Source organism: Turneriella parva DSM 21527, from assembly GCF_000266885.1.
Lineage (GTDB): Bacteria > Spirochaetota > Leptospiria > Turneriellales > Turneriellaceae > Turneriella > Turneriella parva.
The window spans coordinates 2,721,207-2,739,132 of the sequence record NC_018020.1 but is presented as its reverse complement, the minus strand read 5'-3'; the positions used below and the strand labels follow the sequence as shown (position 1 = coordinate 2,739,132).

15 protein-coding genes, 1 tRNA gene and 1 pseudogene are annotated in these 17,926 nt (G+C 54.5%); 11 read left to right on the top strand and 6 right to left on the bottom strand.

Annotated elements, in window-relative coordinates; translation table 11 throughout:
- The first annotated feature begins 146 nt into the window (after nucleotides 1-146).
- From TURPA_RS21965 to TURPA_RS13190, 3 genes and pseudogenes are all read left to right on the top strand, one after another.
- Nucleotides 147-1,628 (top strand): transposase, encoded by a 1,482-nt coding sequence (locus tag TURPA_RS21965; RefSeq protein WP_157210497.1) that lies wholly within the window; start codon nucleotides 147-149, stop codon nucleotides 1,626-1,628.
- Nucleotides 1,625-1,918 carry an HNH endonuclease gene (locus TURPA_RS13200; RefSeq protein ID WP_014803804.1) on the top strand — a complete coding sequence of 98 codons (294 nt, stop codon included), beginning with the start codon at nucleotides 1,625-1,627 and terminating at the stop codon, nucleotides 1,916-1,918. The genes TURPA_RS21965 and TURPA_RS13200 overlap by 4 nt, the downstream gene beginning before the upstream one ends.
- Before the next feature lie 555 nt (nucleotides 1,919-2,473).
- Nucleotides 2,474-3,698: pseudogene (locus TURPA_RS13190) on the top strand (IS3 family transposase); the annotation flags it as partial.
- 104 nt (nucleotides 3,699-3,802) lie between these two features.
- Here the strand turns inward: TURPA_RS13190 and TURPA_RS13185 are convergent.
- Together TURPA_RS13185 and polA are read right to left on the bottom strand one after the other, a co-directional pair.
- Nucleotides 3,803-3,884 (bottom strand) — tRNA-Leu (locus TURPA_RS13185).
- 66 nt (nucleotides 3,885-3,950) lie between these two features.
- On the bottom strand, nucleotides 3,951-6,815 hold the full coding sequence (gene polA / locus TURPA_RS13180) for a DNA polymerase I (protein ID WP_041949345.1): 2,865 nt from the start codon (nucleotides 6,813-6,815) through the stop codon (nucleotides 3,951-3,953).
- Between the two features lie 90 nt (nucleotides 6,816-6,905).
- On the opposite strand from polA, the gene TURPA_RS13175 reads away from it, so the two are divergent.
- Both TURPA_RS13175 and TURPA_RS13170 read left to right on the top strand, forming a co-directional pair.
- Complete coding sequence (locus TURPA_RS13175; RefSeq protein ID WP_014803801.1) at nucleotides 6,906-7,889, top strand: alpha/beta hydrolase; 984 nt, start codon at nucleotides 6,906-6,908, stop codon at nucleotides 7,887-7,889.
- Between the two features lie 32 nt (nucleotides 7,890-7,921).
- Nucleotides 7,922-8,362 carry a hypothetical protein gene (locus tag TURPA_RS13170; protein WP_014803800.1) on the top strand — a complete coding sequence of 147 codons (441 nt, stop codon included), beginning with the start codon at nucleotides 7,922-7,924 and terminating at the stop codon, nucleotides 8,360-8,362.
- Nucleotides 8,363-8,532: 170 nt separating this feature from the next.
- Here TURPA_RS13170 and fliN read toward each other — a convergent pair whose 3' ends face one another.
- From fliN to TURPA_RS13155, 3 genes are all read right to left on the bottom strand, one after another.
- A complete protein-coding gene (gene fliN, locus TURPA_RS13165) occupies nucleotides 8,533-9,600 on the bottom strand; it encodes a flagellar motor switch protein FliN (protein ID WP_014803799.1) in 1,068 nt (355 codons plus the stop codon).
- A 50-nt stretch (nucleotides 9,601-9,650) separates the two neighbouring features.
- On the bottom strand, nucleotides 9,651-10,187 hold the full coding sequence (locus tag TURPA_RS13160) for a flagellar basal body-associated FliL family protein (protein WP_014803798.1): 537 nt from the start codon (nucleotides 10,185-10,187) through the stop codon (nucleotides 9,651-9,653).
- Nucleotides 10,188-10,293: 106 nt separating this feature from the next.
- The gene (locus TURPA_RS13155) at nucleotides 10,294-10,494 is read right to left on the bottom strand and encodes a flagellar FlbD family protein (protein ID WP_014803797.1); all 201 of its coding nucleotides are present in this window, start codon (nucleotides 10,492-10,494) and stop codon (nucleotides 10,294-10,296) included.
- Between the two features lie 90 nt (nucleotides 10,495-10,584).
- Here TURPA_RS13155 and TURPA_RS13150 point away from each other — a divergent pair, with 90 nt between their 5' ends.
- Nucleotides 10,585-11,967, top strand: coding sequence for a YncE family protein (locus TURPA_RS13150; RefSeq protein WP_014803796.1), 1,383 nt, complete (start codon nucleotides 10,585-10,587; stop codon nucleotides 11,965-11,967).
- Here TURPA_RS13150 and recN read toward each other — a convergent pair.
- Nucleotides 11,964-13,739, bottom strand: coding sequence for a DNA repair protein RecN (gene recN / locus TURPA_RS13145; protein ID WP_014803795.1), 1,776 nt, complete (start codon nucleotides 13,737-13,739; stop codon nucleotides 11,964-11,966). The genes TURPA_RS13150 and recN overlap by 4 nt on opposite strands.
- Nucleotides 13,740-13,856: 117 nt before the next feature.
- Here recN and TURPA_RS13140 point away from each other — a divergent pair, with 117 nt between their 5' ends.
- From TURPA_RS13140 to TURPA_RS13120, 5 genes are all read left to right on the top strand, one after another.
- The gene (locus TURPA_RS13140) at nucleotides 13,857-14,255 is read left to right on the top strand and encodes a hypothetical protein (protein ID WP_014803794.1); all 399 of its coding nucleotides are present in this window, start codon (nucleotides 13,857-13,859) and stop codon (nucleotides 14,253-14,255) included.
- Between the two features lie 69 nt (nucleotides 14,256-14,324).
- Nucleotides 14,325-15,350: a phosphate acyltransferase PlsX gene (gene plsX / locus TURPA_RS13135; RefSeq protein WP_014803793.1), complete on the top strand. Its 1,026-nt coding sequence runs from the start codon at nucleotides 14,325-14,327 to the stop codon at nucleotides 15,348-15,350.
- A 2-nt stretch (nucleotides 15,351-15,352) separates the two neighbouring features.
- On the top strand, nucleotides 15,353-15,715 hold the full coding sequence (gene panD / locus TURPA_RS13130; protein WP_014803792.1) for an aspartate 1-decarboxylase: 363 nt from the start codon (nucleotides 15,353-15,355) through the stop codon (nucleotides 15,713-15,715).
- A gap of 74 nt (nucleotides 15,716-15,789) precedes the next feature.
- Nucleotides 15,790-16,254, top strand: coding sequence for a hypothetical protein (locus tag TURPA_RS13125; protein WP_014803791.1), 465 nt, complete (start codon nucleotides 15,790-15,792; stop codon nucleotides 16,252-16,254).
- A 5-nt stretch (nucleotides 16,255-16,259) separates the two neighbouring features.
- A complete protein-coding gene (locus TURPA_RS13120) occupies nucleotides 16,260-17,798 on the top strand; it encodes a hypothetical protein (protein WP_014803790.1) in 1,539 nt (512 codons plus the stop codon).
- The last annotated feature ends 128 nt before the right edge of the window (nucleotides 17,799-17,926 follow it).

Sequence of the window (17,926 nt, the reverse complement as noted above, 5' to 3'; positions counted from 1 at the left end):
ACCTGGCCATAAATCTTCTCAACAACCTCTACCCCAAGACCTGCCCTACCTGCCGAATCCCCCTAACCAAATCCATCTCCACCCGCGCGTATGTGATCCGCTGCCCAACCTGCCACTACCAAGGCTCCAGGTACGTAGGAACACCATTGGCTGGGCTAAAAATTCCGCTGTGGATGTTTGGCTGGGCCCTTAATGAAAGTCTGGAGCGATACCCGAAAGTTTTAACTGCATCAGAAATCCAGAAGCGCCTGGGTGTTGCAAAGAACACCGCCACATTAATTAAACGCCGACTGCAGTTGTTGGCAGCAGAACATTTGCCGAAGCTCAATGCGCGGATTTACCAGGACCTGGAAAAGAATTTAGGCAACGTGAATTTTCCAAGAGAAGATGATAAGGACCTGTCTAAAATTATTGCTGGGAAAGCCATTCCGCAGGTTGATACTTGTGCGTTGTACTCCACTTCGTCCAGGGCGAATGGAGGCAGAAAACGCTGGAAACATGGGGGTTTAACGGCCTCTATATACATGTCTGATAAATTAGGCGGGGAGCAAAAAGGAATCCTGGTCCAGACCCTGGCCTGGAAAAACGGACCAGTAATCTACCAGTCAGTGCCCGACAACCGGGGTGAAACGTTGCGCCCGATGTTGGATAAATACATCCCAAAGAACGTCCCGGTGTTCACCGATGAAGGGTACAAGTTCTACTATCGCATAAATAAAAATCATAGAATGATAAACCACAGCTTGAAGAGCAAGGACAAACGCCATAGATTTAGTAGGGAGAGATGGTCGCGCCACGGAATTAATACGCAGTGCGTTGAAGGGCATAACCGGAATTTGAAACATAACTTTGGATCCGGGTATGGGTATATCAAGCCGAAGTGGAGTCAGTTGTATTTGGATGAGTATGCTTTTTGGCGTAACGTCAGGTATTATGGGTGGGAGGCGTTGCTGGTGGGCGCTGGGTCAGAGGGGCGTGGGGCGGGTTCGGGTGGTGGGGAGTTGGGGAATTTTTCCGCGCAAACCACATCACGCGGCGAAGCCGCGTCTGTGGGCTTTGTGAGGAATAATTATCCCCGTAAAACTTCCAAGATCTCAGAGAGTCTCCCTCAACATTTCTATCAAGCACTAACTCTTGAAGATCGGAAGGTCAAATCGCAACCACTCTATCGCAATCGCAGAGATCAACGTATCCAAGCTCTCCTAAAAACGGACAGCTCAGGCCTACTCGCAGCAGCTCTCAAAGAGTTCTCTGAGTTCTGGCCAGGATCCCAGGACTTCCAGAGAGCAAAGCAAAAACAGTACGCACATATCGCAGCAGTGCTTTGGGAAAACTTACCCGGTGAAGGCTGGTGTTCGTTGTCAGAAATGCTCGATGAAATTGACATTGATCGCAAGAAGTCGTATAGAATTCTCCGGAAATGGTTTGCCCTCAATCTTATTGAGCTTATTGATCGCTCAAGCCCTACGGCTGTTAATCTTAAATACGAATTCGACATCCGTAAGAAACAGCCGACTTTGCCTGATCTGCTCTATGTTTTAGATCGGAGTAATTTGAAAGAATTTAACGCGAATGCACGGACACTGATTCCTAAGACCTACGTCCCAAAGAAAGCGAGACAGAAATGAGCGAGAATTACAAATTCACGGCTAAAGATTTCTATGCATTGCTGGAAAAGCAAAAGTACACCTGTCCGCTAACAAACCGGGAATTAACCCCTGAGAGCACTCGGGCTGAATTAATCATTCCCAAAGAGCGCGGAGGACAAAACGCTTTCGAGAATATATATCTGGTGGACCGGGACGTAGCCAAGGTTAAGCGATCGATGTTAGAAACCGAGATCTTCGCTTTAGCCCTGGACATAGTGAAGTCTATGGGAAGAAAACGGGGATACACGCTCCGGAAAATAGCAAAGTGAAATTCCCAAAGTACAAAGCCCTCGGCCTTGTGAGTCTATTCAATATTCGCATCAGTCGATATGACTTTCTGGATGCACCCCGGAAAATCTTGATCACCTGGGGAGGATGTGCTGCCTATAACTCAAATCGGATTGAACGAATTGGAAAGCTGCCATTAATATCGCCGGAAATCACACCTTGGCGACATTACATACTCCACGAAGTCAGCTACTTTACCAACCGGGTGAACGTCTATTCAAACCGATGGCAAAAGGCATATGAGCGGTGTTATTTGGCCCTAAGTAAGCTTAAAAGGGCCAGGAGTATGGCGACCTATAGCCTCTGGAAAGTAAGGGCGTATACAGAAGGTTCAAGACTTGGAATCAACTTAAAGCGTGATATATCTTCTGCAAAAGCCAATAGCTCGCCGAGTACATGGGACGAGAACTTCGAGCTTAGTGCATGGATTCTCCGACAAAAACCGCCGCCGGTTAAGACTTATGTAAATACTTGGTGTAGCGACCCCCTAAATCACCGGACACCTTATCCTGCTCCTAAGACATAGGAGTAGTGATATGAATAATGATAGTACTAAGGCTAAGGTAGAGTTAGTCACAACCGTCCAGCGGCGGCGCAGATGGTCGGTCGCGGAGAAACTGGAGATTCTGGTAGAGGCCGAACAGCCCGGTATGAGCATGTCGTATGTGGCCCGAAAACATGGAATCGCAGCGACGCAGATTTTCAAATGGAAAAAGCTGAAAGAGGCTGGCGCTCTGACGGCTGTTGGCAGCGAAGAGGAAGTATTGCCCGTATCGCAGGTCAGGCAGCTCCAAGAGCGCATCCGTCGGCTGGAGAGCATTTTGGGTCGTAAGACGGAAGAAGTTGAAATCCTCAAGGAAGCCGTGCGTATTGGACGCGAAAAAAAACTGATCTCGCACAAGCCATTGCGCGGCATCGAGGGTTTCGAGTGAATCAGGTAGCGGATGTATTGCGCGTATCTCGATCCAACCTCTATGAAAGCTTGAAATCCTCACGACGCGGAAATAAAACCGACCAGACGGTAGATGAACGAGTACTGCCGGAAATCCGACGCATCTGTGATGAAAGACCGACTTACGGGTATAGACGCGTGACAGCAATGCTCAACAAAACCCTTGAAAAACAAGGCTTTTCACGCGTGAATAAGAAGCGCGTCTACCGATTGATGAAGGTGCACCAGTTGCTGCTGCAAAAAGTTGCAAGCCGTCGCACCCTTGTGCATGATGGCAGAATCATCACGGCGAAAAGTGACGTGCGCTGGTGCATGGATATATTTGGCGTGCTTACCTGGGATGGCACTCACGTCTGGGTGGCGTTTGTTCTGGATTGCCACGATCGGCAAGTCATCAATCACTTTAGCAGCACCGTCGGCATCGACGGTCTGAACATTCGCGACATGCTGCTCGGTGCAGTCGAAGAGCGCTTTGGCAAGGCTGAATGCCCACACACCATTCAACTGCTCAGTGATAATGGCCCACAATTCACGAGCCGTGAAACGGTTCATTTTGCATCTTCCATCGGCTTTCAAGTCTGCACGACGCCTGCCTATAGCCCTGAAAGCAACGGTATGGCCGAAGCATTTGTGAAAACATTCAAGCGCGATTACGTTTACATAAATCGCCTTGAATCCGCGTGGAAAGTAATGCCGCAGATTTCAGACTGGATGTATGACTACAACCATCATGCGCCCCATAAAGGCTTGAAGATGCGTTCGCCGGTTGAATACAGGAACCTAATGGCAGCAGGTTAAGCTGTCCGGTTTTCGGGGGTCACTGCACCCCGCCGCACACCATAGGGCCAGCCAGAAGCCGCTGCCCGCGGCAAGCAAAAGGGCCCCGGACGTGCGGGGATTAAATAAGGAAATGTACTCGAGGGGGGACTTGAACCCCCACGGATTACTCCATACGCACCTCAAGCGTACGTGTCTACCAATTCCACCACCCGAGCTTAGGTTTTGCCTTGGGTTGCCGAAGCAACCCAAGGCAAAACCTAAGCTTAAAACAGCCCGTCAAGCTATCCTTTACATTCGTTCCAGTTGCGGCCGAACGCGCCCGAGGTTTTCAGCGGCACCTTAAGTTTCAAGACGTTCTCCATTTCGTGTTTTGCCAGCTTTTCGAGCCTCGCCTCTTCGCCCGGCGCAACCTCGAACAGCAGTTCGTCATGAATCTGCAGCACCATACGCGATTCGAGTTTCGCGTTGAGGATTTCCCGCTCAATGGAAATCATGGCCTTTTTGATCAGGTCGGCCGCCGTCGATTGTACCGGGGTATTGATCGCCAGGCGCTCGGCGGCCTCGCGCACAAAGCGGTTGGCGTTCTTGAGGTCGCCCAAAGGGCGCCGGCGCCCGAAAAGATTTTCGGCATAACCTTTCTCGCGCGCCGAATCGATCACCTTTTGCATATAGATTTTGATTCCGGGAAAGGCCGCAAAATAATTCGCCATAAGTTCTTTAGCTTCGCCACGCGTGATGCTCAGGTTGCGCGCAAGCCCAAACTCGGTGACTCCGTAGACGATCGAGAAATTGAGCACTTTTGCCTGCGAGCGAAACTCGGCGAACTCGCCAATGGCTTTCATCTTTTTGAGATCCGCCTGGTCGACGTCGAAAACAACTTCGCGCCCGGGCCCGTCGAACTTGCCGCTCTTGGGGTTGAAGCGCGAACGGAACAGCATGTACGCGGCGCGGTCGTGAATGTCTTCGTCGTTCTTATACGCGGCGATGAGGTTCGCGTCTTCTGACACATGCGCGAGAATGCGCAGTTCAATCTGGCTGTAGTCGAGGCTGAGCAACTTGCGGCCCTTCGCGGCAACGAACGCCGCCCTGAGGTTTGCGCCCTCTTCGCCTTTGACCGGAATATTCTGCAGGTTCGGGTCGATGCTCGAAAGCCTGCCTGTCGCGGCAGTCACCTGCGAAAGCGACGTGTGCACACGCCCGGTCGTTTTGCTGACATGCCCCGGCAGCGCCTCAACGTAAGTGCTGAGAAGTTTTGTGTAAAACCGGTATTCCAGAATAGGAGCGATCACGGGGTGCGCGTCTTTTAACTCTTCGAGCACGCTCTGGTCTGTCGACATCGCACCTTTTTCTGTCTTGCGGCTCGATGCGATTTGCAGTTTCTCAAAAAGAATCGTCTGCAGCTGTTTCGTCGAAGCGATGTTGAACTCTTCGCCTGCGTGTTTGTAGATCTGCTTTTCTGCCGCCGCAATTTTTTTCTTATAGACCTTTGCAAGTTCGGCGAGGTGCGCCGCGTCGATACAGATGCCGGTGTATTCGATGTCGGCCAGAACTTTGGCCAGCGGAACATCGATTTCATGGTAAACCTGCACGAGCTGCATTGATTCGACTTTGGGCAAGAGAGCATCGCGCAGCGCCAGTGTCACCTCTGCGTCTTCGCATGCATAATGGCTGAGGCGATCTAACGGCACTGTCCCGATCGGCATGCGGTTCTTGCCTTTGCCCACGAGTTCGTCAAAGCTGACAGTCTTGTATTGCAGATAGTCTTCGGCGAGATCGTCCATATTGTGCCGGCGCACGTTAGGGTTAATGAGGTAAGAAAGCAACATCGTATCGTCGGTGTAGTTTTGCACTTCAATGCCCGCTCGACGAAAAACCTGCAGGTCGAACTTGATATTTTGACCGATTTTTTGAGCTTTCTTGTTTTCGAGAAACTTCTTGAGCGGTTGCAGCATTGCAGCTGCTGCGTCGGCATCGGCATAGTCACCGTTGAGGCTCGCTTCGCCGCCATTCGGCAATGCCACATAGGCGCTGTGCAATGCCTTACCCTCAAACCACCCGAACGAGACACCGAAAATCTCTGAGTCATGAATCTCTAACCCGGTTGTCTCCGTGTCGACGCAGACCTGGTCGAACTTCGACAGGCGCTGCAGCAGTTTTTCAAGTTCTGCGACGGTTTTGACTGTAATGGTATTCTGGCAAAAATTACGCACAGGTATTTCAGCTGCTGGCGCTGCCTTGCCTTCGGCAACCGCGCCGCCCTTGAGAATTTTTTCCCATTCGCTGGCCACGGTATTAAACCCGCGTTTGCGAAAAAGATTCGCACCATCGGGAGAAAGGTTCAGCACCAGATCGGCGGGTTTCACCGGCAGCGCGATATCTTTGCGCAGCGTCACCAGAGTCTGCGAGGTATAGGCATTATCGCGGCTGGCTTCGAGTTTTGCCCTGAGTCCGTCGGGTTTGACCTTTTCGATATTCTTGTAAATCTTGTCGAGACTCTTGTAATCAGCGATCAGCTTCGCCGCGGTTTTTTCTCCCACACCTTTGACGCCAGGCACGTTGTCGGCGGTGTCGCCGACAAGCGCCATGTAATCGGGTATCTGCTCGCGCGTGACGCCGATCTTATTCTTTACCCACGCCTCATCGACCTCTTCAAACTCGGTGACGCCTTTCTTGGAACGCAGCATGACCACATTCTTGTACAGCATGTTATAGAGGTCTTTATCACCCGACACAATTTCGATATGGTCGAACTCATCTCGGTGCTGCTCGATCAGCGACGCAATTGTGTCGTCGGCCTCGGCGCCCTCGATAATCAGCGGCGGCAGGTGCAGGTCTTTCGCGATCTGCTGCACGTCGTCGATCTGCCGCCTGAGCTCGTCGGGCATCGGTGGCCGGTTCGCCTTGTAGTCGGGGAAAAGTTCATAGCGCGGGTTGTGCTCACGGCCCGGGTCAAAGCACAGGGCCACGTGCGTCGGTTTGCGGTCTGCGATGAGCCTTGCGACCATGCGAAAAAAACCAAAAACCGTCTCGGTCGCATTGCCCTGCGCGTCGGTCAGATTCTGCCCCGCAAATGCAAAGTGCGCACGGTAGGCCATCGCATGGCCGTCGATAATGATGAGACTGGTTTTTGGTTTTTTGGATTTCATAAGTAACGCGTTATCTGCAGCACCCGCAATCTGCGGGCTGCAGATCACAAATAATGCTCGCGTTTCATGCAAGCAAGCGCAAATAGGTTCATGCGCAAGCTTATCGTTACCGTGACTCTGGCGGCAGGGGCACTATTTTATGGCCGCGCCTATTGTAAGCGCGCCGATCTGCAATACAGCTACAAACCACAGGTAACGGCAAAGACGTTTGAAGACTTTGCCGAACGCAACCGTAACTTTTCGCGCGCCATTGGTGTTGCCGATTATAATGCAGAAAAACTGACAATCCACAACCCAGAGAACAATGGTCTGGCATTCTTATACCTGCACGGGTTCGGCGCAACGCGGGGCGAAGGCGAGATGGTCGTCGAAGAGCTCGCCGAAAGCCTGAGAGCGAACGCCTATTATGTGCGTCTGCCCGGCCATGGCCTCAACGCCGACGCGCACGCGGCAGCAACTTTCGACCAGTACCTGAACACCTGTGAAGAAGCGCTGCTGCACATGCCTCTGCTCGGTAAGAAAACCGTGATCATCGCGAGCAGCACCGGCTCGCTGATTGCAACCTATCTCGCGCACAAGCACCCGAAGCTGATTCACGCCGCGGTACTGACCGCCCCCCTGTGGGATTTCGGAAACAAAACAACCCGGCTGCTGAATTTTCCCGGTGGACTCGAACTCGGCCAGCTGGCTCTCGGCAAAGAGCGTGATGCCCGCTGGAAAGAAGACCCCGAAAAGCGCCAGCATGGCGACTATTACAAACATTGGCTCGCGAAACAAAAGTTTTCTGCAGTTGTGAACCTGAACAACCTGCGCCGCTATATTGTCGAACCCGACAGAATCAAGAACCTCGAACCTGCAATCATGGTGATGGTCTATTTTAAAGATGAAAAACACTACGACGACACCATCGACATCAAGGTCATTCGCGAGTGGTTGCAGGTGCCCGGCAAATCGCAAAAGAATAAGCTGGTCGAAATCGCCGATGGCAACCATATTCTGCTGAGCGAATTCGTGCGCACCGACAAGAAGACCATTATCCACGAAATCAGCACTTGGCTTGAAGCCATGAAGTGATTTCTGAGTGAAGGCATATACCTGAAGTGCCTATGAAACCCGCTCTGTTGACGCTTCTGTTATCGATTGCTGGCTGCGGCACGAGCATACCCTTCGACCAAGAACTCACGCTCAAACGCCCGACAGGCCTCAACGTCGTGGCGCTTTCGGGCAGGCGCATGCAGGTCGAATATTACGTTCAGAACCAAGAAGACACTTTCGACGGTTACAACCTGCTCATTTCACGCGTGAGCATCGGCGACAGTGAAGTTTTTACGCAAGAGCCACTGATTATAAACGGCAGCGTACCGACATTTTTACATTCGAGCAGCGAGTTTAACGTCAGTGCGTTGCGCACTGTGATCATCGACCGGCTGACGAATGTGCTGCCATTTGAAGTCGGCACCACATATTTTTTCAGAATACAGGCGCATTCGCGCAAAGGTGTACGGTCAGAAGGGTCGAATGAAGTTCAGGTCACGGCGTTGCCTTAGAAATATTTTGGCTGTGGGCTGGTAATTTCCGCTAACTGCGCAAAAAATCCGCAGGCGCTGCAGTTCGCCAAGGCGAACTACACGCGAAACGCTTCGCAACCTGATGCTCAGGTTGCGAAGCTGCCCGCGGATTTTTTCGGGCGAAGCGCCCGTTCGCTTGTTATCGAAAATTACCCACCGGCCATTCTCGCCATGCGTTCTGCAGGGCCGACGATGTCGGTTACGCGCACGCCGAAGTTTTCGTCGATGACCACAACCTCGCCACGGGCGATGAGTTTGCCGTTCACCAGAAGGTCGACGGGCTCACCGGCGAGTTTGTCGAGTTCGATAATCGAACCTTCACCAAGTGATAGAATTTCTTTGACATACTTTTTTGTGCGGCCGAGCTCAACCGTGAGCGCCATCTGAACGTCGAGCAGCAGCTCGAGATTCGGGGGCAACTGCGCCGCGCCGCTGCCCTGCTGCAAACTCGGAAAGTTGATCGGGTTGACCGAAACTCCGCCGCCCATGCCGCCACCGCCGCCGCCGGCCGCGCCGCCAAAATCCATATCAAAAGCAGCAGCCTGCGGCGCGCCGGCCGAACGGTTGGCTTTTGCCCAGCGCGAAGCCGAACCTGCGTCGATGTAATGCGTCATGCGCGAGCCAGGCATGCCTTCGACCGCGATGTTGTACGAAATCTTGACGATGCCGCCCATGAACTGCGGTGCATCTGCCGGTGAAGCGAAGAGCTTCATGTCTGGCATCGACGGTGACAGGGATTCGTTGAACTTGCCCCCGAGACCGTTTGCGATCGACGACACTATACTCTGCGAAAGCTCTGACAGCGTCGAAAGGTGCGCATCGTTAATTTCGCCACCCTCGTCGGATGCGCCCATCATCGTCTGCGCTATGCGGCGTGCGATATCTTTCGGGAAAACGAGCGCGGTTTGTGTCGAGCCCATCGAAATTTCGGCGATGACGCCACCTTTGGGCAGCTCGGCAGCAATCTGCGCCGGAGTGATTTCGTCGACCTGTGCGTTTGTGATCTGCACATTCTTGCCGACCATTGCACCGGCCTGCGACCCGGCAACCTGCATTGCGTCATTGAACGCGTCAGCCAGAAGTTCGCGTTCGGTTGGCGACAGCCCACCACCGTCAGACACAGCCGCGCCACCGCCTTTGCCGGCAGGGGCCGCCATGTCATCGGTGCCCATCAAGAGGGCATCTATTTCTTCTTGTGATAATGAACCGTCACCCATTTGTTCCTCCGTGAGAGGTTGTGGCAGGGCTTCGCCCCGCTACAACGTTGCTAGCTGACAACCAGCTGTTCAAACATTACCTCTGAGATCTTGCCGTCACGCAAGATCATGTTGATCTGGTTCTTGATTTCTTCACCCAGATTCAATTTTTGCAGCGGTGTAAAAAGTTCGTCTTTGCGCTTACCGCCTAAAATGATGTTAATGATGTGTATCATCTGTGGCAATCGCTTGGCGAGTTCGGCGTCGAGCATCTTGTTGAGTTCGCCTTCGTAACCCAGCGTGATTGTCGCCTGCGCATAGTGCGCCTCGTCGGTATCGGCAGTGTTTACACGAAATTCATGCTGTATCTTAAAAATAGCCGGGGGCGCGCTGGGGGGGGCAATCGTGATACTTTCGGTCTCTTGAAAGTCAGCATTCTTGTAATATTTCGCGACCATGACCGAAATTACAAACATCAGCGCGAGCGCGATGAGGCCTGCGACTACCCAGATAAGAATCGTCACGATGCGTGAACGACCAGAACTTATCGGGGCGGCGACACTATCTTCACCGCCGTCATCCTGGTCTAAGTCTTCTGCGTCTGCCATGTCGTCTCCTATCACGCGCCGCCGCCTTGTGGCAGCACGTGAAATAATGTTTTTTTAAGGGGTTGCGCGTTGCTACGCAACGCTCACCCCTTAACATCCCCGCGAGCTATTCTACCCGGGTCTTTTCCGCGAAGATCTGCCGGTTAAAGGCAACGATCTTCTCGAGCATCTCTGCCGTGCTTTCGCGCACGACGTATTTCGTGCCATCGGTGAGCTTAATCACCGTATCGGGCGTCGCCTCGAAAATCTCAATGAGATTATGGTTCAGAAAGAAGACCTTTCCGTTGAGGCGTGAAAGCTCGATCATGGCTCTTATATTATGTCGGATTTAACAGAAAAAGCGTTGAGCGTTTAATTTTTGCCTCGTCCGCGCGAATTGCGGTTTCGCTTTTACCGCATGCGCCGCCCCGTTACCCGCAGCCTGAAGCCTTTTTACGCTGCAGCCCTTCTTGCGGGAGTAAATCCTCATTATATTCACGCTGAACCGCCCAGGGTCTATGCCTCGCGGCCGGTCGCCGTCACCGCCACCTGTAACCTGCAGGGTGATGTCAAAGATTGCAAAGTCCGCTTTTTGCTGCAGCCGTTCAAGGGGGTGCAGCTGGCGCTCGGCGGGCAGAAGGTACCTGCCCGGTTTTCGAATGCCGATAAGACGCTTGCTGAGACGAATGTCGTGCTGAAGGCACTGCCTGCCGGTCTCGGCACTGCCGAGATTGTGGCAACGCACCCCGCAACCGGCAGTAACCGGGTAATTGCCGTCACGCTCGCGCAGGGGCAGCCTGCCGAGGTGCCGCTCGTGGCCCTCGACGTGCCTTCTGCTCGCCACCGTTTCGTGCGCCGCATTGCAACCGGTAAACAGCCGAAGAGCGCGATGTTCATTTCGCCGACGCGCGTCGTTTTGCCGCTGCTCGACGACAACCACAGCGAAGTGATCGACATCTTAACGGGCCAGGTCACCCGGTTAGAACTGCCGGCGAAATATGCCAAACGCGGCGGCTTTGTCGAAAGCGTGGTCGTGCCGACGCGCGGTGAATTCTGGGTGAGCCAGATGCAGGCCGCCGCGATTCACCGTTTCGCAATCGATACCCTCGAATACCGCGGCACTATCGACCTGACCGGTTCATGGACCAAGGTGCTTGCATACGACACCGTGCGCAACCTCGTCTACGCCAGCAACTGGAACAGCTCTGACATTTCGGTCGTTTCTGTCGAGAAGCTCAAAGAACTGAAGCGCATCAAGATGTCGGGTGTGCCGCGCGGCATGGCGTTCTCAAACGACGGCTCGACGATGGTTGCAGCCATTTTCGGCGGCAAGAGCGACAGCGACCGCGCCGGGCGCACTGTGACGATCGATCTCGAAACACAAAAGGTAACCAGCACGATCACGACAGGGGGGGCGAGCCGCCATGCGATTCGCCTCAAGAAAGGCTCGAACCTCTTTGCCGTGTCTGACATGGCGCGTTCGCTGATTTATTTTATTGAGGGCTACAAGAAAACTGACGAGTTGCGCGTATTCGCAAACCCGAACACGATCGCTGAATCACCCGACGGTAAGTACCTCTATGTTTCGAGCCGCGGCCACAACAACCCGAAGTCATACCTTATTAAGGGACACGAATTCGGCAAACTCAACGTCATCGATTCACAGACGCACAAGATGATCGAACAGATCGAAGCCGGCAACCAACCCACCGGGCTCGACGTCTCACCCGACGGCAGGTACGTTGTTCTCACCGACTTTCTCGACCACGCGATGCGGGTTTACGAGCGTGTGGATTTTTAGTCAATCTTCTGCGACAGCAGCGCCTTCGCGTGCGTCAGCGCCGATTCGGTGATGTTTTCGCCGGCGATCATGCGCGCGATTTCTTGCAAGCGCTGCTCTTTCGAGAGCCGCGTGATGCGCGTGCCGTCTTCTTTGTGTTTTGAGACCTTGAAGTGGCGTACTTCGTCAGGTGAAAGCCCCGCAATCTGGTGCAGGTGCGTGATGACAATGACCTGAGAAGCGAGAGACAGGCCTGCGAGCTTTTTGCCAACTGCTTCGGCAATGCGCCCGCCTACCCCTGCGTCTACTTCGTCGAACACCATGGTATAAACCGGGTCGGTTTCGATGATGACCTTCTTGAGCGCGAGCATTATGCGGCTCATTTCGCCGCCCGAGGCAATCTTGCGTAAGGGGCGCAGCGTATCGCGCGACGACGACGCCATCAGAAACTCGACGATGTCGAGCCCAGTGGGAGATATAACGTACTTTTTATCGGGCGATGCAGCCTGCGTCACTGTGCCGTCATCTGCGTATTCCCACCGGATAGAGACTTTGATATGCGTCTCTTCCATGCCGAGCGCCTTGAGCTCTTGCTGAACTTTCTGCTCGAGTTCGAGCGAGGCGAGGCGGCGTTTTTCTGAAAGATAAAGCGCCTTGTCTTTCATCTGTGAGTTTAAGGTTTCTATTTCTTTTCTCAGGCGCGCCTCTTCGCCTGAAGAAAGTTCGATGCCCGTGAGTTCGTTGCGCGCCTTCTCAAGGTAGGCTTTGGCGTTTTCGAGACCCTTTGCGTAGTCGGTCTCTTTCGCCCCCGTGGCTGCAGCACCGCGGCTGCCATATTTACGAGCGAGAGACTGCAAAAGGCCGATACGCTCGCGCATCTCTTCGAGCTCCTCAGGGTTCAGTGAATAAGACTCGGCCTTGCTGCGCACCTGACGTGACACTTCTTCGAGCACATAATAACTCTCTCTGAACTGGTTGAGAATTTCACCGAGCGACTCGTCGTACTGCGAGTCGGCCTCGAGCATGCGTTCGATCGAACCGCCACGCGAGACGAACCCGCCCTCGCCGCTCAAAGCCTCGTAGACGGAGTTCAGGTCGCTCACCAATGTCTCGGCATTTGCGAGACTCTTTTCTCTTGCAATGAGTTCTTCAATTTCGCGCACATCGTCGATGCGCGCCGATTCAAGCTCGCGAATTTCATGCTGCAGAATATCGAGGCGACGCGCTTTATCGTCTTCGCTGAGCGTGACACTCGAGAGTTTCTGCCGCGCCTCTTCACGCGCCCGGTGCAACTTGCGCATTTCGGCAACGAGTTCGCCGAGATGTGCGTAGCGATCGAGTATCGCGCGGTGCGAATCGACGGTCAGAATATTCTGGTGCTCGTTCTGGCCGTGAATATCGACAAGAAATTTGCCAATCTCGCGCAAGATGGCCGAGGGCACCTGACGCGAATTGACAAAGCTGCGGCCTTTGCCTTCGATGCTGATTTCGCGGCGTACGATGAGGCTGCCTTCGTCGTCGTCGAGCCCCTGGTCGGCGAGAATTTGCCTCAGCGCTTTGGCTCCCGCGCGGGTATCGGGGGGCATCGCAAACGCTGCTTCTACCGTCGCGCGCTTGGCGCCCGAACGGATCATGTCGGTGGTCGCCTTGTAACCGAGCACCAGAGACAATGCTCCGAGAATAACTGACTTACCTGCGCCGGTTTCGCCGGTGATCAGGTTGAGGCCCGAACCGAATTGAATATTCAGCTCACGAATGAGGGCGAAATCTTTTACCGTCAGTGATTCGAGCATAGTCCCGGGGTCGTAGCGACACAGCCTGCTGCGTCTCTACGACCCCGGCGGTGACGACGACGGCGCGAAAAGGTTTTTTCTGGGTTCACGTGCTGTTCAGGTGCGCATTTTAGACGCGTGCGCTTTCTCGATATTGACCTCGACCGACCCGACTTTCAGACTTTGCGGGCAGCGCAAGAGCTTGTCGACGACAACCAGCCGATTCTGTTTCCCGGCGAGGCCGGTATCGTGCTGGTGATGCGATGGTCGTCTGCGAACAGGCAGGCGATGATGGCAAGGGCAGGCACCAGCGGTAAAGCAGTCCTCGCGCTCTACGTCGCCGAAGATTTTGACCTCACCGCATCGGCCGGCTATGGAATTCCAGTGCAGATGGCAGACGTCACCAAAAACCGAGCCTACCATACACTCGTGCAGCTTTGCGATTCGCCGCTGATCGCGATGCCCACCGAAGATACGCGCGAAGAGGCGGCTATCGCCCACCCCGAGGTTGAATACGCCTTCTGGCCGCTGCGTTGATCCATTCGGGTAGCCGAATGCCAACTTGAAACCTGCTTGGCAAGGTGTCTGAAACTGCAACTCGAGCGTATGTCTGCGGGCACATCACCCGACCTCTGGATGGCCGTCGACGCGATGAGCGGCGACCATGGCCCCACCCCGCTCGTGTCTGGCACCGTTAACGCAGCGCGCGAACTCGATGCTCACGTGCTGCTCGTCGGCGACGAAAAAATTCTGAACGCTGAGCTCAGGCGCCACGGCTACAGCGGCCCGAATATTCGCGTGGTGCACGCCTCTGAAGTGATCACGATGGAAGACTCGCCTGCAATGGCCGTGCGGCAAAAAAAAGACGCGTCGGTAAACGTTGCAGCCCGGCTGGTTGCATCTGGCGAAGCATTGGGATTTTTCTCTCCCGGCAATACCGGCGCCTCAATGGCGGCGGCGCTCGCCCACATGGGCCGGCTGCCGGGAGTCAAGCGGCCCGCCATTGCCACCCCGATACCGCGCGAAGATGGCGGCGCGACAGTGCTGCTCGATTCGGGCGCCAATGTCGACTGCAAGCCCGAATACCTCGTGCAATTTGCGATCATGGGTGAAGTTTACTCGCGCGAAATCATGGGAGTGATAAATCCTAAAATTGGCTTAATCTCTAACGGCGAAGAAGATACCAAGGGCAATGAGATGACGCTAGCGGCGCTCAATAAACTGCGCAAGCTGCCGTATGACTTTGTTGGTAATGTCGAAGGCCGCGACCTCTATGGCACGGGCAAGCCCGTGCACGTGGTCGTCTGCGATGGGTTTGTCGGTAATATCATGCTGAAGTCGATCGAGGGCCTCGCGAAGACGATCTTCTCAAGCCTCAAAAAGAATATTAATGCTTCGGCGATTGCGCAGGGCGGCGCGCTGCTGATGAAGCCTGCTTTTTTGGCCGTCAAGAAACGAATGGATTATGCTACATACGGTGGGGCCCCGCTTTTGGGCGTCGCCGGTGTCTGCATTATCGGACACGGCTCTTCGAGCGCGAAAGCCGTGCGCAACGCAATACGCGTCGGCCTCGAATTCGGGCAAAAGAGCGTAACGCAGCGCATCGCAGACAACATTAAGAGGTTCGCCTAATTATGCAAATATCACTGCTGAGAGCAAAAGTTCACCGCGCCGAAATCACCGACGCGAATCTCTTTTATGAGGGTAGCCTCACACTCGACGAAGACCTCATGGACGCCGCCGGGCTCATGGAATATGAAAAGATTCACGTGGTGAACGTCAACAACGGCGCCCGCCTCGAGACCTACCTCATCAAAGGCAAACGCGGCGGCCACGAGGTCTGCCTCAACGGCGCCGCCGCCCGCCTCGGCCACCGCGGCGACAAAATTATCATCATCGCATACGCACAGATGACCCCCGAAGAAGCCAAAGGTTTTCAGCCGAAGATCGTTCTTCTGGGCGAGGGTAATGTGATTCAGAAGATTCTGCCGGTCTGACCGGTGCAGCGGGCAAGTCTAACCTGCAGCGCAAAAAAGCTCGCCAAATTGCCGACTTGGCTGAGGTTGAACCCATGCGCGCTGAAAACAGAATACCCAACAACGAAGGGCTCGCCGGCGATCACCAGACACGTGCGGAGTTCTTGCGAAAAGCAACTATCGGAGTGACCTCGGTCAGCCTGGTATACTGCCTTCTGGCGTGTGCCAAGAGCGACGAGGCGAACGGTGCTGAAGGCAAGAATTTCTCGGGGTCGCTGACCCTGACAACGGATCAGAAAAACACACTCGATTCGCAGAAATTTCTGAACCTCGACGGCCTGATCGTCACGCTCGATGGCACAACTTACCGCGCGTTTGGCAGGCGCTGCCCTCATGAATCTGGCGAAATCGTCGCGCAATCGGGAACCTCGATGCAGTGCCAGCGCCACACCGAACAGCTCTACGGCGCCACTGGCGTTGGCAACGGCGCCCGCACGAGCGCAAGTCTTGTTTCTTATACCGTTACGAATAATGCCGGTGTTTTAACGATCACTGGCTGAGCGCGATGCACCTGAAGCCGGCGGCGAAATTTCTTGTCTGCGCCGCGCTTCTCTTTTCGCTGCAGGTTCATAGCTTACCGCTCTATACGGCGAGAGAAGGCAGGCAATGCGACAGCTGCCATGCTTACCCTTTTGAAACGGACAAACAGCGTGCATGGCAAGATCCCCCGCTTGCAGAACGCAAATGCAACATGTCTTGCCAGGGCTGCCACACCGACCCCGGTGGCGGCGGCATGCGCACTGCAGCGGGTAGATATCTCGGGAGTTCGACGCTGCCGATCTGGGAATCAGAAACCCGCCCATGGCATGACCGAGACCGCAATCTCGGTGCCCTGATTGCCCGCATAAAGAAGCCCGCAGAACCGGCCGCTTTACCACCGGCTAACGCCACTGTCCCTCAAAAAGTCGAGCCGGCGCAGGCGACGAAGGCAGACAAATACCGCACGCACGGCCTGCCCGCAGACTATTTTCTCTACGACCCGTTCGTCTATGGCACACCGTACGGCGCGGCCCCGGGGGCAAACAAATATGCCCCCGAATACGGAATCTATGGCAAGCTGAACGCACGGCCACTGCTGCAAGTGGGCGGCGATATGCGCCTTGCGTACCTGAAAACAGATACACGCGAAGCATTTTTCCCGATGCAATTCGATCTCGGTGCGCGCGTTCAACCGGTGCGTAACTTTTCGGCTGCCGCTACGCTGGGACTTGTCGGGCGTACCGATGAATTCACCACAGGGCGCCCCCGCCGCGCCGACGAAATGTATACGATTCGTAACGCCTACCTCATGCTGCACGAACTGCCTTACCAGCTTTATCTGCGCGGCGGTATTTTTCAACCGACGTTTGGCCTTCGTCAAGAAGACCACACGGCGTTCGTGCGGCGAAATTTCGAGATGGATCTCAGCCGCAAATACAGTGCAGTCATGGGCCTCGAAGCGGGCCTTGCCGCGAACTACCCCTACCTCAATGTTGCCGTCTTCGCCAATAACGGGGGCCAGCGCATCGGCGATGCAGCGCAGAATTTCGTGATTAATCCGCAGGGGTTCGGTGCGTCGGTGGCCGCAGGCTGGCGCGACCTCGCGTATGGCTTGGGTGCGTCGGCAATGATGAAAGAGCGCGCGCGCGAATATGGCGGCAATTTGCGCGCAGTCTCAGTTGACGGCTACATCAACCCCGGGCGTTTCTGGTTTAGGCACCCGCTCACCATTATGGGCGAATTGGCGGTCGGCGAATACAGCGGTGCTTTTGCGAACCGGCAGTTTTATGCCTCATTTATTGGCGTGGATTACCTGCTTTTTAGCGGCATCAACCTGAAAGTGAACCATCATTATTACGTTGCAGACACCGCGCGGCGCGGTACGGCCACGGGTCGTTATGGTTTCGGTATCGAATTTACACCCCTCAGCTGGTTCAAGCTGCTGGTAGAGTACCGCCTCGTGTGGATAGGCCCGGCCGGCGGCGCTACCGACGCTTCATTTGCCAACCCGCTCGATAACCTCAGCGACAAGCAATGGATAATCATTAGCCACGCCTATTTCTAAGAGGCGCAGATTAGGGCATAAGTATGCCAATTCCGTTGTCGCGCAAATGTGTCTCGCACCGTCACAACAGCGTATGCGTCGAACGAATAAATCACCGACTAAAGATTCGCGGTCTGCCCCCAAAATGC

What these genes read in the sequence shown, in the direction of transcription:
- TURPA_RS13125 (WP_014803791.1), top strand. Translation starts at nt 15,790, where the DNA reads ATGCGCGCTGAAAACAGAATACCCAACAACGAAGGGCTCGCCGGCGAT.
- panD (WP_014803792.1), top strand. Translation starts at nt 15,353, where the DNA reads ATGCAAATATCACTGCTGAGAGCAAAAGTTCACCGCGCCGAAATCACC.
- recN (WP_014803795.1), bottom strand. Translation starts at nt 13,739, where the DNA reads ATGCTCGAATCACTGACGGTAAAAGATTTCGCCCTCATTCGTGAGCTG.
- TURPA_RS13160 (WP_014803798.1), bottom strand. Translation starts at nt 10,187, where the DNA reads ATGGCAGACGCAGAAGACTTAGACCAGGATGACGGCGGTGAAGATAGT.
- fliN (WP_014803799.1), bottom strand. Translation starts at nt 9,600, where the DNA reads ATGGGTGACGGTTCATTATCACAAGAAGAAATAGATGCCCTCTTGATG.
- plsX (WP_014803793.1), top strand. Translation starts at nt 14,325, where the DNA reads ATGTCTGCGGGCACATCACCCGACCTCTGGATGGCCGTCGACGCGATG.
- polA (WP_041949345.1), bottom strand. Translation starts at nt 6,815, where the DNA reads ATGAAATCCAAAAAACCAAAAACCAGTCTCATCATTATCGACGGCCAT.
- TURPA_RS13150 (WP_014803796.1), top strand. Translation starts at nt 10,585, where the DNA reads ATGCGCCGCCCCGTTACCCGCAGCCTGAAGCCTTTTTACGCTGCAGCC.
- TURPA_RS13120 (WP_014803790.1), top strand. Translation starts at nt 16,260, where the DNA reads ATGCACCTGAAGCCGGCGGCGAAATTTCTTGTCTGCGCCGCGCTTCTC.
- TURPA_RS13200 (WP_014803804.1), top strand. Translation starts at nt 1,625, where the DNA reads ATGAGCGAGAATTACAAATTCACGGCTAAAGATTTCTATGCATTGCTG.
- TURPA_RS13155 (WP_014803797.1), bottom strand. Translation starts at nt 10,494, where the DNA reads ATGATCGAGCTTTCACGCCTCAACGGAAAGGTCTTCTTTCTGAACCAT.
- TURPA_RS13170 (WP_014803800.1), top strand. Translation starts at nt 7,922, where the DNA reads ATGAAACCCGCTCTGTTGACGCTTCTGTTATCGATTGCTGGCTGCGGC.
- TURPA_RS13175 (WP_014803801.1), top strand. Translation starts at nt 6,906, where the DNA reads ATGCGCAAGCTTATCGTTACCGTGACTCTGGCGGCAGGGGCACTATTT.